The 15,503-nt window shown below is 72.7% G+C and carries 12 protein-coding genes; 5 read left to right on the top strand and 7 right to left on the bottom strand.

What is annotated here, in order from left to right:
- From rfbA to AB0D59_RS33575, 5 genes are all read right to left on the bottom strand, one after another.
- Positions 1-894: a glucose-1-phosphate thymidylyltransferase RfbA gene (rfbA, locus tag AB0D59_RS33595; protein WP_362573680.1), complete on the bottom strand. Its 894-nt coding sequence runs from the start codon at positions 892-894 to the stop codon at positions 1-3.
- A gap of 21 nt (positions 895-915) precedes the next feature.
- Positions 916-2,169, bottom strand: coding sequence for a nucleotide disphospho-sugar-binding domain-containing protein (locus tag AB0D59_RS33590; RefSeq protein WP_362573677.1), 1,254 nt, complete (start codon positions 2,167-2,169; stop codon positions 916-918).
- A 62-nt stretch (positions 2,170-2,231) separates the two neighbouring features.
- Positions 2,232-3,341 carry a nucleotide disphospho-sugar-binding domain-containing protein gene (locus tag AB0D59_RS33585; protein ID WP_362573674.1) on the bottom strand — a complete coding sequence of 370 codons (1,110 nt, stop codon included), beginning with the start codon at positions 3,339-3,341 and terminating at the stop codon, positions 2,232-2,234.
- A 52-nt stretch (positions 3,342-3,393) separates the two neighbouring features.
- Positions 3,394-4,602, bottom strand: a complete 1,209-nt coding sequence (locus AB0D59_RS33580; RefSeq protein WP_362573671.1) for a nucleotide disphospho-sugar-binding domain-containing protein — start codon at positions 4,600-4,602, stop codon at positions 3,394-3,396.
- Between the two features lie 11 nt (positions 4,603-4,613).
- The gene (locus tag AB0D59_RS33575) at positions 4,614-5,366 is read right to left on the bottom strand and encodes an SDR family NAD(P)-dependent oxidoreductase (protein WP_362573668.1); all 753 of its coding nucleotides are present in this window, start codon (positions 5,364-5,366) and stop codon (positions 4,614-4,616) included.
- A gap of 168 nt (positions 5,367-5,534) precedes the next feature.
- On the opposite strand from AB0D59_RS33575, the gene AB0D59_RS33570 reads away from it, so the two are divergent.
- The 5 genes from AB0D59_RS33570 (at position 5,535) to AB0D59_RS33550 (ending at position 12,707) form a co-directional block, all read left to right on the top strand.
- Positions 5,535-7,046 (top strand): FAD-dependent monooxygenase, encoded by a 1,512-nt coding sequence (locus AB0D59_RS33570; RefSeq protein WP_362573665.1) that lies wholly within the window; start codon positions 5,535-5,537, stop codon positions 7,044-7,046.
- An 84-nt stretch (positions 7,047-7,130) separates the two neighbouring features.
- Entirely contained in the window at positions 7,131-7,889 is a 759-nt protein-coding gene (locus tag AB0D59_RS33565) for a TetR/AcrR family transcriptional regulator C-terminal domain-containing protein (RefSeq protein WP_362573662.1), read from the top strand.
- 108 nt (positions 7,890-7,997) lie between these two features.
- Entirely contained in the window at positions 7,998-11,120 is a 3,123-nt protein-coding gene (locus AB0D59_RS33560) for an AMP-binding protein (protein ID WP_362573660.1), read from the top strand.
- Positions 11,120-11,875 carry a glucose 1-dehydrogenase gene (locus AB0D59_RS33555; protein ID WP_362573657.1) on the top strand — a complete coding sequence of 252 codons (756 nt, stop codon included), beginning with the start codon at positions 11,120-11,122 and terminating at the stop codon, positions 11,873-11,875. The genes AB0D59_RS33560 and AB0D59_RS33555 overlap by 1 nt, the downstream gene beginning before the upstream one ends.
- A 61-nt stretch (positions 11,876-11,936) precedes the next feature.
- Positions 11,937-12,707: an alpha/beta hydrolase gene (locus AB0D59_RS33550; RefSeq protein ID WP_362573654.1), complete on the top strand. Its 771-nt coding sequence runs from the start codon at positions 11,937-11,939 to the stop codon at positions 12,705-12,707.
- A gap of 31 nt (positions 12,708-12,738) precedes the next feature.
- On the opposite strand, the gene AB0D59_RS33545 is transcribed toward AB0D59_RS33550, so the two are convergent.
- Both AB0D59_RS33545 and AB0D59_RS33540 read right to left on the bottom strand, forming a co-directional pair.
- A complete protein-coding gene (locus AB0D59_RS33545) occupies positions 12,739-14,196 on the bottom strand; it encodes an NDP-hexose 2,3-dehydratase family protein (RefSeq protein WP_362573651.1) in 1,458 nt (485 codons plus the stop codon).
- Positions 14,193-15,386, bottom strand: a complete 1,194-nt coding sequence (locus AB0D59_RS33540; protein WP_362573648.1) for a nucleotide disphospho-sugar-binding domain-containing protein — start codon at positions 15,384-15,386, stop codon at positions 14,193-14,195. Before AB0D59_RS33540 ends, AB0D59_RS33545 begins: the two co-directional genes overlap by 4 nt.
- Positions 15,387-15,503: the final 117 nt, after the last annotated feature.

Raw genomic sequence — 15,503 nt, 5'->3', positions numbered from 1 at the left:
TCACAGGGACCCGATCAGGCGCGCGCCGGTGGCGACCGCGGTGTCCATGACGTACTGGCCGTAGCCCGACGTGGCAAGTTGCTCACCCAGCCGGTAGCAGGTGTCCACGTCGATGAATCCCATCCGCAGGGCCACCTCCTCCAGGCAGGCGATCCGGATGCCCTGGCGTCGCTCCAGGGTCTGGATGTACTGGCCCGCGTCCATCAGGGAGTCGTGCGTGCCGGTGTCCAGCCACGCGAACCCCCGGCCCAGGTTGACCAGTTGAGCTTGGTCGGCCTCCAGATAGCGGCGGTTGAGATCGGTGATCTCCAGCTCGCCACGGGCCGAAGGGGCCAGCTGTCCGGCCAGGTCGACGACCTGGCCGTCGTACAGGTACAAGCCCGTGACGGCCAGGTTGGAGCGCGGCAGGGCCGGTTTCTCCTCCAGCGAGACCAGCCGGCCCGCCGCGTCCACCTCGCCGATCCCGTACCGCGTGGGATCGGCCACCGGATAGCCGAAGAGAACGCAGCCCTCGGTCAGGGACGTGTACTGCCGCAGCAGTTCGGAGAATCCGTTGCCGTGGAAGATGTTGTCGCCCAGTACCAGGGCGCACGGTTGACCCGCGACGAAGTCCGCGCCGATGAGGAACGCCTCGGCCAGTCCCCGCGGTTCGGGCTGCTCCGCATAACAGATGTCCAGCCCGAGCCAGGAGCCGTCGCCGAGCAGGTGCTGGAACATCGGCAGGTCCCGGGGGGACGAGATCAACAAGATGTCCCGGATGCCTGCCAACATGAGCACGGACAACGGGTAGTACACCATGGGCTTGTCGTAGACCGGCAACAACTGTTTGGAGATGCCGCGGGTGAGGGGCTGCAGCCGCGTCCCGCTTCCGCCGGCCAGGATGATGCCACGCATGGAGGTCGACTCCTTCTCGTGTCACGTCGATGACCGCAAGGCTGGGCCGACGGCGTGGAAGTGGACCGGAGGGCCGCTGGAGCTTGCCGACGCGGCGTCGGCCAGCATGCCGACGACCACCGAGGGGGCGGGCATGGCGGCGATCTCGGCGGCCACGCGTCGGGCACCCTCGCGCAGCGCCGGGTCAGCGAGCAGCTGCGCCGCCGCCTTCGCCACCTGTGGCGCGTCGGCGGTCCCGTCGGCGGGCAGGGTCAGCCCCGCCCCGGCTGCCGCCACCTGTTCGCCCCACCGCCGCTGGACAAGATGCCCGGCCAGCACCAGCTGGGGCACCCCGCAGGCGAGGCTCGTCGTCCCGGTGCCCACCCCGCCGTGGTGGACCACGGCCGCACAGGTCGGCAGCAGCACGTTGAGCGGGAACGACTCCACCACCCGGACGCCCTCCGGCAACGTCCCCGCCGCGACCCGCGAGGCGTCCCGGACGGTCAGCACCACCTCGCAGCCCTGCCCCGCAAGACTCTCCAGCAGCGCCCGGTGCGCCTCCTCGCCCCAGGGCGCGGACGGACTGGCGCCGGAGATCCCGGTGGTCACACAAACCCTCGGCCGGTGCTCCGCCCAGAGCCAGTCCGGCAGCACCCCCGGGCCGCTGTAGGGCACGTACCGCATGTCGATCCGCCGCACCGGAACCGGCGCGCGCATGCTCGGCGGGCTGGGGTCGATCCACACCGTGTCCTCCATCGGCAGCGGACGTGCCCCGAACCGGTGGAACAGCGGGTCGAAGTGCGGCCGGAACTGCTCGTCCGCGAGATCGAAGACCCCGTCGACGGTCGCCCCCCAGGTGTGACCGAGGGCGGGCACCCCGAGCGCGGCCGCCACCACCTGCCCCACCAGCGCCCCGGTGTCGTGGACGACCACCCCGGGACGCCAGGCGCGGGCCGCGGCGACGGCGTCGTCCGCCATGCCCTCGGCGATCGCGATCATCTTGCGACCGCCCGCGGCCACGAGTTCCCGCTCGGTCGGCGTGAACCCGCTGCCGCCCTCCGCGGCGCCACGGCGCCGGACCCGCTCGGCGAAGTCGTCCTTGACCTGCCCCACCAGGGTTCCGATGCGCTCCTCGTCCCCGAACGCCACCGCGGGCAGCCCCGCCCGGGTGATCTGGCCCACGTAGGGCGGACGGGTCGCGACCAGTACCTCGTGGCCGGCGAGCTGGGTCGCCCAGGCCAACGGGATCTGCCACTGGACGTGCGACGGGCCCTGCGCCACGAACAGCACACGCATGACGGTTCCTCGATTCCTCGGTTCCTCGGTTCCGCGTGGGGCCGGCCGGACGGGCGGCGGCCTCAGACGAGTCGTTCGAGTACGGCGACCAGCTCGGCGGGGCCGGGCTGGGACCGGATCTCCGCGGCCAGCCGGTTCGCGGCGGCGGCGTATCCCGGGGCGGACAGCAGGTCCTCGAACGCCTCGGACACCTCCCGCCGCTCCGCGGTGGCCGCGTCCGGCACCGCGCGCCCCGCGTGGGCGCCGGCCACCAGCTCCGCCGTGGTGCGCAGGAACGGCTGGTCCGGCGGGAGTACCAGCTGGGGCACGCCGTGGGCGAGCGCGGTCAGCGCGGTGCCGGCTCCGCCGTGGTGCACGATCAGATCGCAGCCGGGCGCCAGATGGCCGAGCGGCAGCGGATCGGCCACGCGCACCGTCGCGGGCAGCGGTCCGACCCCCGCGCGCCTGCCGGGCGGGAGCAGGAACACCGTCTCGACGCCGGGGGTGGCGGCCGACACCTCGATCACCTGACGGAACGCGGACGGCAGCCCGTCTGTGGCGTACCGGGCGCCACCCCATATGCCGAGGCAGACGGCCACTCGGCGCCCCGCGGGCGGCAGCAGGGCCCACGCCGGAGTCGTACCGCCTCCTCCGTACGGCACGAAACGGACCGGGTGCCCCGGCGCGAGGTCGGGAGAGCGCATGCTCGGCGGGGAAGGATCGACGATCAGGGCGGGCCGGGGCAGTCCGCCCGCGGACCCGGCGGCGACTGCCACCGGGCGCAGCGGCTCCTCGACCTTGCGGTGCAGTCGCGTGCTGAACGCCTCGGGGCCGTAGCGGTGCACGACGAGCGTGATCCCGAGGGCTCCGGCGGTGATCCAGCCTGCATGGTCCAGGGGGTCGGTGACCAGCAGGTCCGTGGACCAGGCGGTGGCCAGGCGCAGCCAGTCGGGCAGATAGGCCTCGGTGCGGACGAGGCCGTGGTCGCGGCCGGTCCCGGGCACGTCGACGTCGGCGCCTGCCACGTCGGCCGGGGTGATCTCGGTCGCCGCGAGGCCCGCCGCCACGGCGGTACGGGCGACCTCCTGGTCGGCGATGACCAGCACTTCGTGGCCGGCCGCCTGCAGGGCCCAGGCCAGCGGGACCATCGGCAAGAGGTGGCTGGGCACGAGCGCGCTCAGCGCTACCCGCATGATCTTCCTCCAGGAGGGTGCGACGGGCCGTCGGACAGAGCCGTCGGGGGTGTCACGGGCACTGCGCCGCCAGGATGTCGACGACCTCGGCGGGCGAGGGCATCGCGGCCGCCTCGGCGGCCAGGCCAGTGAGCGCCGAGCAGTAGGAGTCGTCGCGGAGTAGGCCGGCCAGCGTGTCGGCGGCCCGTTCGGGAGTGCGCTCGGCGCCGGTCAGCACCACGCCGGCGCCGCCGGCCGCGACCCGGTGACCGACCTCGGAGTAGATCGGCGACTGCGCCAGAACCAGCTGGGGCACCCGGCAGTGCACCGCGGTCATGGCCGTGCCGGCCCCACCGTGGTGGACGACCGCGTCGCAGTGCGGCAGCAGCAGCTGGAACGGCACGCCCTCGGCCACCCGGACCCCTTCCGGAAGACCGGGCAGCAGGTCCCGTTGGCCGGGGCCGATGGCCAGCACCACTTCGGCGGTCAGGCCCCGGGTCATTGTCATCATGTCGTCGATCGTCCGGGTGACGGCGTCGGCGCCGGTCTTGCTCAGGGCGACACCGCTGGTGAAGCAGACGCGAGGGATGTCCGCGCGCCCCGTCAGGTCGCGGGGGACCTCACCGGGGCCGTTGTAGGGCACGTAGCGCATCTCGACGCGCTCCACCGGCACCGTCTCCGGGAGCCGCATGGACGGCGGGGTGGGGTCGATCAGGCGCCGAGTGGCCGGGCGGGCCGCCACGCCGTAGCGCTCGAACAGCTCCAGGTAGCCGGGCAGCGGGGTGCCCGCCCGCCGGTCCGCCAGCTCGGTGCCCAGCACTGTGGCGACCTCCCAGCCGTGGGCCGTCCCGGGAACGCCGAGCACGGCGGCGAGCACCGGCCCGGCGAAGCTCAGCGGGTCATAGACGACGAGGTCGGGCCGCCACTGTGCCGCGTGGGCGAGCAGGTCGTCGAGCATGGCGTCGGCCACCGCCAGCTGGCGGCCGGAGGCCGCGCGCAGGGTGTGCTCCTGGGCCTCGGTGAGCGCCTCGGGCCGACCCGCCCAGCCCGCTGCCCAGTCGTCGTCGTACCAGGCCCGGAAGTCCTCGCGGCGGCCCAGCGACACGAGGTCGACCGGCCGTCCCACGGCGACCGCGGTCAGCCCGGCGTGGCCGATGGCCTGGCGGCAGGACTCCGGCGCCGCGACGCGCACCTCGTGCCCCGCGGTCTGCCATGCGCGGGCGAGCGGCACCATCGGGAAGAGGTGACCGGGGGTCGACCAGGTCACGAACTGCACACGCATGGAAGGCACCCTCACTTCCCGCCGGTCACGGAGACCAGTTCGCCGGTGATGTTCGAGTTGGCGGCGGAGCCCAGGAAGAGCACCATGGCGGCGATGTCCTCCGGAGTGCTCAGTTGTCCCGTCGGGGTCTGCGCGACCTCACGCTCGCGGACGGCGGCGGGCAGCGCCTCCAGCACTCCTTCGGTCAGGGTCAGCCCCGGGGCGACGACATTGGCCAGCACCCCGTCGGGGCCGGCGTCCCAGGACAGGCTCCGGACCAGGCCGTGGAAGCCGGCCTTGACGGTGCCGTAGAACTCCTGGCCGGCCCTGCCGTGGCGGGCGACATGCGAGGACAGCAGTACGATCCGGCCCCACTTCGCGGCGCGCATCGGCCGCAGCACGGCGGTGACGGTGCGCAGCGTCCCGGTGAGGTTGTGCTGGAGGACCGCCTGCCACTCGGCGGGATCGACGTCCTCGGCGTGCTCGTGCGGGGGCCGGCGGCGGCCGCGGGTGACCGCGTTGGCGACGAGTACGTCAAGTCCGCCGCAGCGCTCGGCCACCTCCTCGACGGCCGCCGCGGGTGAGGCGGGCTCGTCCAGGGCATAGCGCACCGGGAACGCCCCGTGGCCCAGTTCTTTCGCCAGCGCGACGGCACCCGCCTCGTCGTAGCGGTGGGCGACGGCGACCCGGGCGCCTTCCGCGGCGAACGCACGGGCGGCGGCCCGTCCGATCCCCCGGGTCGCGCCGGTCACGAGCACGGTACGTCCTTCGAGTCCAAGGTTCACGCGGTGACGGTGTGCCCCGTCGCTGGAGCCGCGGTGCAGCACTGGTGGATCCCCGTTCCAGCGCCGCTCCAACGACGGCCCAGCGGGCGGTGCCACCGTTGGGCCGGGCGCGGATCCCGCGTCCGCCCGGGGCGCCCGGGCCGCCGTCGAGCCAACGAGGAGTGAGCCGTGCCCAGCGCTGCAGAATCGACTGAGGTACTGGTCGTCGGAGGTGGGCCGGTCGGCATGCTGCTGGCCGGGGAGCTTCGGCTGAACGCGACCGAGGTGACCGTGCTGGAGAAGCTCCCCGAGCCGAGCGGGCGCTCGCGGGCCTTCCGGCTGCAGCCGCGCACCCTGGAGATACTCGACTCGCGCGGGCTGCTGGACCTGTTCGAGCGGGACCATCTCCAGTGGCCGAAGGCGCACTTCGCGGGGATCCAGCCGCTGCTGAAGCTGGACCGGCTGGATGGCGCGCGTCCGTACTCGCTGATGATTCCGCAGGCCGAGACGGAGCGGCTGCTGGAGGAGTGGGCCACCGGGCTGGGCGCGGAGATCCGCCGCGGACACGAACTGCTGAGCCTGGCTCAGGACGAGGAGGGCGTGACGGCCACGGTCGCGGGCCCGCGCGGCAATCACACGATCAGGGCCCGGTATCTCGTGGGCTGCGACGGCGGGCGCAGTACGGTGCGCAGGGCGGCGGGTATCGGCTTCTCCGGCACCGGCGGCAGTGTGACCGCGCTGCTGGGCGATATCAGGCTGACCGACCCCGGGGCACTGCCGGTCGGCGTCCCCGGAACGCTGCGAACCCCCGCCGGGCTGCTGATGGCCGTGGCCCTGGAGGAGGGGGTGACCCGGGTCCTGACCACCGAGTTCGAGGGTGCCGCGGGTGCGGACCGCGACGCTCCCGTCACCCTGGAGGAACTGCGCGCCGCCGTCCGGCGGGTGACCGGGGTGGACGTACCGATGGACGGACAGACCTGGCTCTCCCGCTTCAGCGACGCGACGCGCCTGGCGGAGCGGTACCGCGAGGGACGGGTCCTGCTCGCCGGCGACGCGGCGCACGTGCACTTCCCGATTGGCGCGCAGGGCCTCAACCTCGGTCTGCAGGACGCGCTGAACCTCGGCTGGAAGCTAGCCGCCGAGGTCGCGGGCCGGGCGCCGGAGGGCCTGCTGGACAGCTACCACCGCGAGCGGCGCCCGGTGGCCGTCCGGGTACTGCGCGAGACGCAGGCGCAGCTCGCGCTGATGCATCCGGACGAACGCGTGGACGCCCTGCGTGAGCTGTTCGCCGAACTGCTGGCCCTGGACGAGGTGAACCTGCTGCTGTCGGAACTGGTCAGCGGGCTCGATGTGGTCTACGACCTCACGGGCGGCGCAGACTTGCCGGTGCACCCGCTTACTGGGCGCCGGGCGCCGGACATCGCCCTGGAGACCGTCTGGGGAGTGACGCGGACGGCCGAACTGCTGCGCTCCGGCCGCCCGGTCCTGCTCGATCCGACGGACTCGGGGAAGGCCGCCGCGGCGGCCGCCGGCTGGGCGGACCGCGTCGACGTGGTGACGGGCCGGTCCGCGCAGGACGTGTCCGCTCCCGCCGTCCTGGTGCGTCCGGACGGGTATGTCGCGTGGGCGGCCGAGCAGGGGGACGAGGGGCTGCGGGCGGCGCTGACCAGGTGGTTCGGAGAGGATTCCGCGCTGTCGTGAGCCCCGGGGGCGCCGGAATCCCGGCCACCACCAAAACCTGGTATGTTGTACGCAGTATTTGGTGAGGCTGCGAGGTGGCGGACCATGGCAGGCCCTGTGGAACCGGCCAGGCGCGAGCCGATCTGGCTGCGCCCGGAACGCCCGGAGAAACCGCAGCGCGGGCCGCAGCCCGCGTACACCAGGTCCGAGATCGTCGCCGCCGCCGTCGCCATCGCCGACCGCGAGGGCGTCGAGGCGATGACCATGCGCAAGGTCGCGACGGCCATCGGCGCGGGCACCATGTCGGTCTACCGGTATGTGCCGAGCAAACAGGACCTGTACGACCTGATGGTGGACACCGTCTGGAGCGAACTCGCCATCCCCGACACCCCCGGCGACTGGCGCCCTGAACTGAGCACCCTGGCCGCGGAACTGCGGGTTGCGGCGCACCGCCACCCCTGGGCGGTCTCGGTGGGCCTGTCGGGGTGGGGATTCGGCCCGGGCTTCCTGCGCTGCTTCGAGTTCGCCCTCTCGGCGCTCGACGGTCTCGGCATGCCCGTCAGCCGCATGGTCGAGGCCGTCCAATTGCTGGTGATCTTCGTTGAGGCATTCGTCACCAACGAGCTGCGCGACGCCGAACTGGCCCGCGAGACCGGCATGTCGGAGCAGCAGCGCTGGATGGCCAGGATTCCCTATGTGCAGCAGGTCGTCGCCAGCGGAAGATATCCGATGTTCGCCAGGCTCCTCACCGAGGGCGATCACGTCAACGCCGAGCTGCAGTTCACGCGCGGCGTCGACCGGGTGTTGGACGGCATCGAGGCCGGGATCGCCCAGGAGACCTCCCCGCCCGGGCCGGGTCGCTGACTGCGGGCCGGGCCCCAGACGGCCGCCGCGGTCGAGTGCGGCTCCAGTTGGTCCCGTCATCGTTGACCGGTGTCGCGATCCAGCGGCATCGAATGGAGGGAGGGGCCGATGACGAGCGATCAGCCGGGAGACGGAGCGGCTGGCAACGGGTCCACCATGCACGAGCGGTTCTCCTGGCACGCCCGCAACCGCCCGGCGGCGGTGGCGATCGTGGACGGCGACCGACGGGTCGGCTACGCCGAACTGGACGCCCTGGCCGACGACTACGCCGCCCGGCTGGAGGAGCGGGGCGTCGGTCCGGGTGACAAGGTGCCGGTACTGATGCCGCGCACCGCGGAGTTCGTGGCCGTCCTGCTGGCCGTGCTCAAACGCGGCGCCGCCTATGCGGCGCTCGACGAGCGATGGCCGCGCGAACGGCTCGCCTCCCTCGTCACACGGCTCGGCCCCCCGCTGCTGGTCACCGCCGCGGGCCCCTGGAGCGTGCCGGTGCTGGCTCCCCCGGCCCCCGGCAGCGGCGGCGGCAAGCGGCCCTCGCCGGTTGAGGTGGACGGCGGCAGTCCCAGCACCGTGTTCTTCACGTCCGGGTCCACCGGCACCCCCAAGGTCGTGCTGTCGACCCACCGAGGCGCGCTCAGACTGCTCGGCGAGGACGGATTCCGCGTGTTCGGGCCGCACAGTGTCGTGCCGCAGATCGCCCCGGTGCCCTGGGACGGTTTCACGCTGGACTGCTGGGGCGTCCTGCTGAACGGTGGCACCTCGGTCTTCCCGGACGAACCGATACCGACGCCCGCGCTGCTGCGCCGTCTGGTCAAGGAACACGGAGTCAACGGGGCCCTGTTACCCACCGCCCTGCTCAATCTGGTCGTCGACACCGACCCGGACGCCCTCGGCGACCTGGACTGGGTCCTGACCGGCGGGGACCGGGCCTCGGCGGCGCACCTGCGACGGCTGCTGGAGCGGCATCCCGGTCTCGACGTCCTCAACCTTTACGGACCGGCCGAGTGCACCATCGCGGTGACCGCGCGCCGGGTCCTGCCCGAGGACTGCGCCGACCCCGCCGGCGTGCCGCTCGGCAGCGTGCTCCACGACACGCAGGTGTATGTGCTCGACGGGGACCGGCCGTGTGCGACCGGTGAGAGCGGCGAGGTGTGCGTCGGCGGCGGAGGGCTGGCCACGGGCTATCTCGACGACCCGGAGCGCACGGCACGGGCGTTCGTGGAGGTCCTCCTCGACGGCGTCCCGCGCCGCCTCTACCGGACGGGGGACCTGGCCCACTGGGGCGAGGACGGACTGCTGTACTTCGACGGACGCAACGACCTCCAGGTCAAGGTGCGCGGCCACCGGGTCGAACCGGGCGAGCTGGAGCGCACCGTCGAGAGCATCGCCGAGGTGGCTTGTGCCGCCGCGGTCCCCCTGCTGGGCGCGAGCGGCGGCTACGAGCACCTGGCCCTGTTCTACGTCCCCCGCACCGACGCCACCGCCCCCGACACCGACGAGCTGCGCCGGGAGCTGGCCCGGCGGCTGCCGCCCTATCTGGTACCGACTCGCATCCACCGCGTGGATGCACTGCCCATGTCGGCGAACGGCAAGGTCGACCGGCAGGCCCTGCGGGAACGACTGGAGACCCGGCAGACCGGCACGGCGGCCCCGGCGACGGTCCCGCCGCCCGTCGCCGAGCCTCTGGCGGACCGGATCGCGGCGGCGATCGGCGACCTCACCAGGGTCCGGCCGGTGCCGTGGGACACCTCCTTCTTCGAACTCGGCGCCAGCTCCCTCGACATCGCCCGGCTGTGTACCCGCCTGGGCGAGGAGGAACGGCTCGCCGTGCCGCCGTCCACGGTGTTCGCGGCTCCGACCGTACGGTCTCTGGCGGCGGCACTCGAAGACCTCCGGCGTACGGCCGGGACGGGGGAGGGGGCGGCCGGTCCCGGCGCCGACGGCCGCGTGACACTCCCCCTCCACCACGCCTTCTTCCTGTGGGAGGACGTCCCCGAGGAGTCGGCGGTCGCCTATCTCTGTCCGATGATGTGGTGGATCGACGGCGAACCGGACGAGGAAGCGCTGGTGGCCGCCCTGGGCGATGTGCACGCCCGGCACGAGGCACTGCGCGCGCGGTACACCATGGCGCCCGGCCCGACCGCGTACGTCGCCCCGGACCACGGCTCGCCCGAGGTGCATCGGCCGGCACCGCGGCCGACCGACGCCGAGGCCGTGGCGGAGGCACGGCGGGAGCTGTTCAGGCCGCTGGCCATCTCCCGGGGCCGGATCTGGCGCAGCGTGCTCGTGCGCAGCGCGGAGAGCGGGCGGACGCTGCTCGGTGCGGTGGTGCACCATGTGGCCTACGACGGTGCCGCCGAGTCGGTGCTCGCCGACGATCTGGGCACCGCGTACGCCGCACGGCGGGCAGGCGTGGAGCCCGTCTTCGCCGGGCCCGCGGCGTCCCTGCACCAGCTCTCCGCCGAGTATGAACGGCGGCTCGCCGCCATCGACAGGGCATCTCAACTGGGCTATTGGGAGACGCAGTTGGCGGACCTTCCAGATGTGGTGCTGCCGGGACGGCAGCCGGGCGAGGCCCGCGCGGGAGCCCGGTACACCGTCGTGGTGGACGTGCCCGCCGGACAGCTCGCTCCGTGGGACCGGCACATCCGCCGGCTCGGCACCTCCCGATTGGTGTTCCTGGCCGCCGTCTGCGCGGCCGCCCTGCGCACCCTGACGGGGCAGGACGACCTCGGTCTGATGGTGCCCTTCTCGCGGCGGCTGGGCCCGCCGGGACGCACGGTTGCGAACCGCGTCGACATGCTCTGTCTGCGCCTGCGTCCCCGGCCTGCGGAGGACATGCTGGACCACGCCCGCTCGGTGGTGGCCGAGGCGATGGCGGCGCAGGACGTGCCGTTCTTCGAAGCCGCCCGCGGCCTGTTCGCCGCTCAGCGCTCCGACACAATCCTCAGCACCCCGGTGCTGATCCTCCAAGACGACCCGGAACCGGACCTGCGGCTGCCCGGCTGCACCAGCCGGTTCGAACGGCCCGACACCCCTACGACCATGACGGAACTGGAGATCCAGGTCCGCGCCACCGGCACGGGCGGACTCACGCTGACGATCGCCGCGTGGACCGATCGGTTGCCGGCCGCGACCGCCGAGCGGCTCGCCGCCGAACTCGGCCGGCTGCTGGGCCAGTGCCCCGGCCCCGCCACCACCACCGACGCCGGCCGACTGAGGGAACAATGGTAGTGGGACAGCGGTTCGACGGGCGCGTCGTCCTCGTCACCGGCGGGGCGCGCGGCATGGGTGCCGCCGAGGCACGCCGGTTCGCCGCCGAGGGCGCCCGGGTGGCCGTAGCGGACGTCCTGGACGAGGAGGGCGCCGCGCTGGCCGCCGAACTCGGCGACCGGGGCTGCTACATCCATCTAGACGTACGCCGCCAGGAGGAGTGGAACCACGCCGTCGAGCAGGTCGTCGACCGGTTCGGCAAGCTCGACGCGCTGGTCAACAACGCGGGCGTGATGCTCCTCGGACGAGTCGAGGACATGTCGCCCGCGGACTTCATGAGCATGGTGGAGACCAACCAGCTCGGAGTCTTTCTGGGCATGCAGGCCGTGATCCCCGCCCTGCGCGCGGTCGGCGGCGGCACCATCGTCAACATCTCCTCCACGGCGGGCCTGGCAGGCGACATGTATCTCGCCGCCTATTGCGCATCCAAGTTCGCGGTGATCGGCATGAGCCGGGTCGCTGCCATGGAGCTCGGTCCCGAGAACATCCGGGTGAACACCGTGTGCCCCGGCATCGTCGACACCGGGATGACCCAGGACCTGCACGCCGAGGCCATGGCGAAGCTCGCCCGCCAGCTGCCGCGGCGCAGATTCGGCACCACCGAGGAGGTCGCGTCCGCCGTGCTCTTCCTCACCGGCGACGAATCCTCGTACATGACCGGCACCGAGACCGTGGTCGACGGCGGCCGGCTCGCCGGGATCCTCCCCGCCTGGTGAGGGTCTCGCGGCACATGCGACTGCACAGCACGACAGAACCGAGAACGGAACGAGGGTGCCCATGGGTTCGTATCTGAGCGTGTCCGGACTGCGGACCTACTACGAGACACACGGCAGTGGAGAGCCAGTGGTGCTGCTGCACGGCGGCATGTCCACCGCGGAGAGCTGGGGGCCGCAGACCGAGGCCCTGTCCCGGCACTACGAGGTCTTCGTGCCCGAGCGGCGCGGCCACGGCCGCACCCCGGACGTCGAGGGCCGGATCGACTATCCGATCATGGCCGAGGACACCATGGCCTTCATGGACGCCGTCGGCCTGCCGCCCGCGCATCTGGTCGGCTGGAGCGACGGAGCCGTGGTCGGAGCGCTCGTCGCGTTGCGCCGTCCTGAACTGGTCCGCAAGCTCGTGCTGATCGGTCAGTACTTCACCGCGGACGGTCTGCGACCGGAGGGCCGAGCCCTGTTCGAGGCGGCCGAGGCGCTCGCCGGGATGTTCCGGGACACCTACGCCGCGGTCTCCCCGGACGGAGCCGATCACTTCCCCGTCGTCTTCGGCAAGATGCTGCGGATGTGGCAGGAGGATCCGGGCCTCGGCACGGAGCAGCTCTCCGGGATCAAGGCACCCACCCTGGTTATGCAGGGCGACGACGACATGGTGGCGGTGGAGCACAGCGCCGCCGTCGCCAAGGCTGTACCGGGGGCGCAGCTCGCCGTGGTCCCCGGGACCTCGCACGCCCTGCCCGTGGAGAAGCCGGACCTGGTGAACCGGCTGATCCTGGACTTCCTCGCGGCATGGCAGCCGCCGAAGTTCCTGCCCCTGCGGCCAGCTGTGTGACGGCCAGCGAGCCCGTACGCTCCCGGCCGCGTCAGTACAGCGACTGCAGCGCGGCCACGAGCGTACGGGCCTGCATGTTCAGCAGATAGCTGTGCCGCAGGAGTTCATGGACCTGGGCGACGGACACCCAGACGAATCCGTCGGGCGGGCACGGGTCGAAGTCGTCCGGTGCCTCGATGACCAGGTAACGGCTCTCGGCCCGGTGGAAGCGCGCGCCCTCCTCGGAGAGCACCGCGTCGAAGCGGATCGCGGACGCCGGCGCCGCCAGCACCTCGTCCAGATATCGGGGCCGCTGCCCGGCAGGCAGTCCACGGTAGTTGGAGGGGGTGCACTGCACCGTGGGGCACAGTTCGGCCACATCGATGAGCCCCGCCTCGACGCGGGCGTGCAGCAGCACATGCAACACGCCGTCGAACACCCGGGTCATCAGGGCCGCCACACCGCCGGGCACCGGGGCGAACAGGGGCTGGGTCCAGTGTGCCACCTCGCGGTTGGGCGCCGTCACCTCCAGCCCGACGACCTCGAAGAACCTGCCGTCCGGCCGGCGTACGACGCCGCCGTCGCGGTGCCACTCCGTCAGCGAGCCCAGCGGGACGCCGTGCTGCCGTACCTGGTGGCGGGCCTTGACCTCGTTCAGCCGGCCGACCACTCCGACTGTGCTCTGCACCGTCGGGGCGGACGGGGACTGCGAGTTCAGCAGCGCTGCCCCGTACGGACTTCCGGCCCGGTCCGGGAGCATCCGCAGCGGCAGCAGTGCCAGCAGCGAACACGCCTCCATGGTCAGGTGGTTGGGCCTGGACAGCAGCCGGTGCAGCTGACCGAGTGTCAGCCAACGGTAGTCATCTGTGAGCTCGAGGTCGCCTACCGCCTCCACGACCAGATGCCGGTTGCGCTTGCGCAGGAACCACGCGCCGCGCTCCGACTGCAGGCTGTCCACCAGGACCCGCCCGCTGCCCGGGATGCGGAAGTGCTCCATGAGCGGGGTGCCGCGGCCCTGATGGACGCCGGCCAGATTACTGCGGGTGGCCTGCAGACTCGGCGCGAGATGCACCGTCCGCACGTTGCCGGGCTCCATCTTCGCCTGCACGAGGAAATGCGGCACCCCGTCGAACTGGGCCACCAGGAAGCCGAGTACACCGATCTCCCGTTGGGACATGATCGGCTGCTCCCAGCCGCCGGCCGGCTCCTCCCCGGCGTCCGGGACGCTTTCCACCCGAAGGCCCTGCACGGTGAAGAAGCGGCCGCTGCTGTGCCGCAGATCGCCCGTGTCCGGCGCGAACTCCCACTGCCCCAGCTCCTCCACCGGGACCCGCCGCACCGTGAACCCGGGCCGCCGGCGCTGCCGTGCGAACCAGGCGTCGAAGTCCTCGTTGGGCGTGACCGGGCTGTCCTGCGCCAGCGCGGACGCGGTGAAGGCGTCGAGCAGCTTCTGGCCGCCGGCCGGCAGCGGGCTCCTGCGCACGGCCGCGGTCCCCGGGCGGGAGGTCATCGCACCAGCCCCTCGATCGCCGCCACCGCCGTGGCCGGCAGCGGCTGTGCCTCGATGTCCGCCCGCAGCGCGGTCGCGGCCGAACGGGGCGCGGCATCGGTCAGCAGAACGTCCACCGCCTTGCGCACCGCCTCGTCGTCCGCGGCGTCCTGGTCGATCTGGAGGCCCGCGCCGACCGCCGCCAGCCGCTCGACGTTGAATCGCCCCTCGGGGATCTTGGTGATGCCCAGCTGCGGCAGGCCACGGGCCGCGGCGGTTGTCATGACGCCCGTACCGCCGGTGTGGACGACGGCGGCGCAGCCGTCGGCCAGCATGCCCAGCGGAATCCAGCCGACCTGCCGTACGTTGGCGGGCAGCGGGCCCAGATGGTGCAGCTGCTCCTGTCCCACGGCGCCCGTGGTGAGCAGCACCTCCACGTCCAGCGCGGCGACCGCCCTGGCGATGCGGCCGAACAGCTCGATCACGCCGGGTCCCATCTTCTTCTGCTGGGAGGTTCCCCAGGTGACGCAGACCCGCGGCCGGGCTGGCGGCTCTCGCAGCCAGTCGGGTTCCACGCCGGGACCGTTGTAGGGGATGTAGCGGATGTGGCAGCGGTCGATCTCCCGGCCGCCCGGCCACCGCAGGCTCGGCGGGCAGGGATCGATCCACAGCGTGGGATCGACGCGCGGGGCGACCTTGCTGCGGGCGAACAACTGCAGGAAGTCAGGGTGCGGTTCGGTGCCGGTCCGGTCGACGATCTCCAGGCGCAGATGGCGCGCCATGCCGTACAGATGGCCCACGCTGGGCACGCCGAGGACCTGGGCGGCCACGGGACCGGCGAAGGTCACCGGGTCGTGCACGATCACGTCGGGACGCCAGCTCCGCGCGTACTCCACCAGACCGTCCACCATGGCTTCGGCGATGCTGAACTGCTTGAGCGCGAGCTGGTCGGTCACCCGGATCCAGGCGGCCTCCTCCGGCTCGCCGGGATATCCGCTGCGGGGCACGAAGATGCCCCGCCGGTACCAGAAGTCGCTGTCGATGTCCCGGCCGACGGTGACCGACGGCAGCCCCGTACCCGCGACGGCATCCGCCAGTTCCGGAGTGCTCGCCACCCGCACGTCGTGCCCGGCGGCCACGGCCGCCCAGGCCGTCGGCACCAGGGGGTAGAGGTGCGGGCGGGCGGCGTAGGTCGTGAACAGGATGCGCATGGTGCGCGACCTCCTCGCATCGGACGGACGCCGCTACGCTAGAGCGGTCGGCCGGAGGGGAACTGGAGCGTCCCTGGAGCTGCGGAAAGCCGCTCACCTGGTGCACCAGAGCGGCTT

The sequence above is a fragment of the Streptomyces sp. NPDC048417 genome, assembly GCF_040651615.1.
Classification (GTDB): Bacteria; Actinomycetota; Actinomycetes; order Streptomycetales; family Streptomycetaceae; genus Streptomyces.
This window is presented reverse-complemented; position numbering and strand designations above follow the sequence as displayed.

Bases quoted from the DNA above. Each gene is read 5' to 3' on its own strand.
- AB0D59_RS33540 (WP_362573648.1), bottom strand. From the start codon at position 15,386: ATGCGCATCCTGTTCACGACCTACGCCGCCCGCCCGCACCTCTACCCC.
- AB0D59_RS33585 (WP_362573674.1), bottom strand. From the start codon at position 3,341: ATGCGGGTAGCGCTGAGCGCGCTCGTGCCCAGCCACCTCTTGCCGATG.
- rfbA (WP_362573680.1), bottom strand. From the start codon at position 894: ATGCGTGGCATCATCCTGGCCGGCGGAAGCGGGACGCGGCTGCAGCCC.
- AB0D59_RS33565 (WP_362573662.1), top strand. From the start codon at position 7,131: ATGGCAGGCCCTGTGGAACCGGCCAGGCGCGAGCCGATCTGGCTGCGC.
- AB0D59_RS33590 (WP_362573677.1), bottom strand. From the start codon at position 2,169: ATGCGTGTGCTGTTCGTGGCGCAGGGCCCGTCGCACGTCCAGTGGCAG.
- AB0D59_RS33545 (WP_362573651.1), bottom strand. From the start codon at position 14,196: ATGACCTCCCGCCCGGGGACCGCGGCCGTGCGCAGGAGCCCGCTGCCG.
- AB0D59_RS33550 (WP_362573654.1), top strand. From the start codon at position 11,937: ATGGGTTCGTATCTGAGCGTGTCCGGACTGCGGACCTACTACGAGACA.
- AB0D59_RS33580 (WP_362573671.1), bottom strand. From the start codon at position 4,602: ATGCGTGTGCAGTTCGTGACCTGGTCGACCCCCGGTCACCTCTTCCCG.
- AB0D59_RS33560 (WP_362573660.1), top strand. From the start codon at position 7,998: ATGACGAGCGATCAGCCGGGAGACGGAGCGGCTGGCAACGGGTCCACC.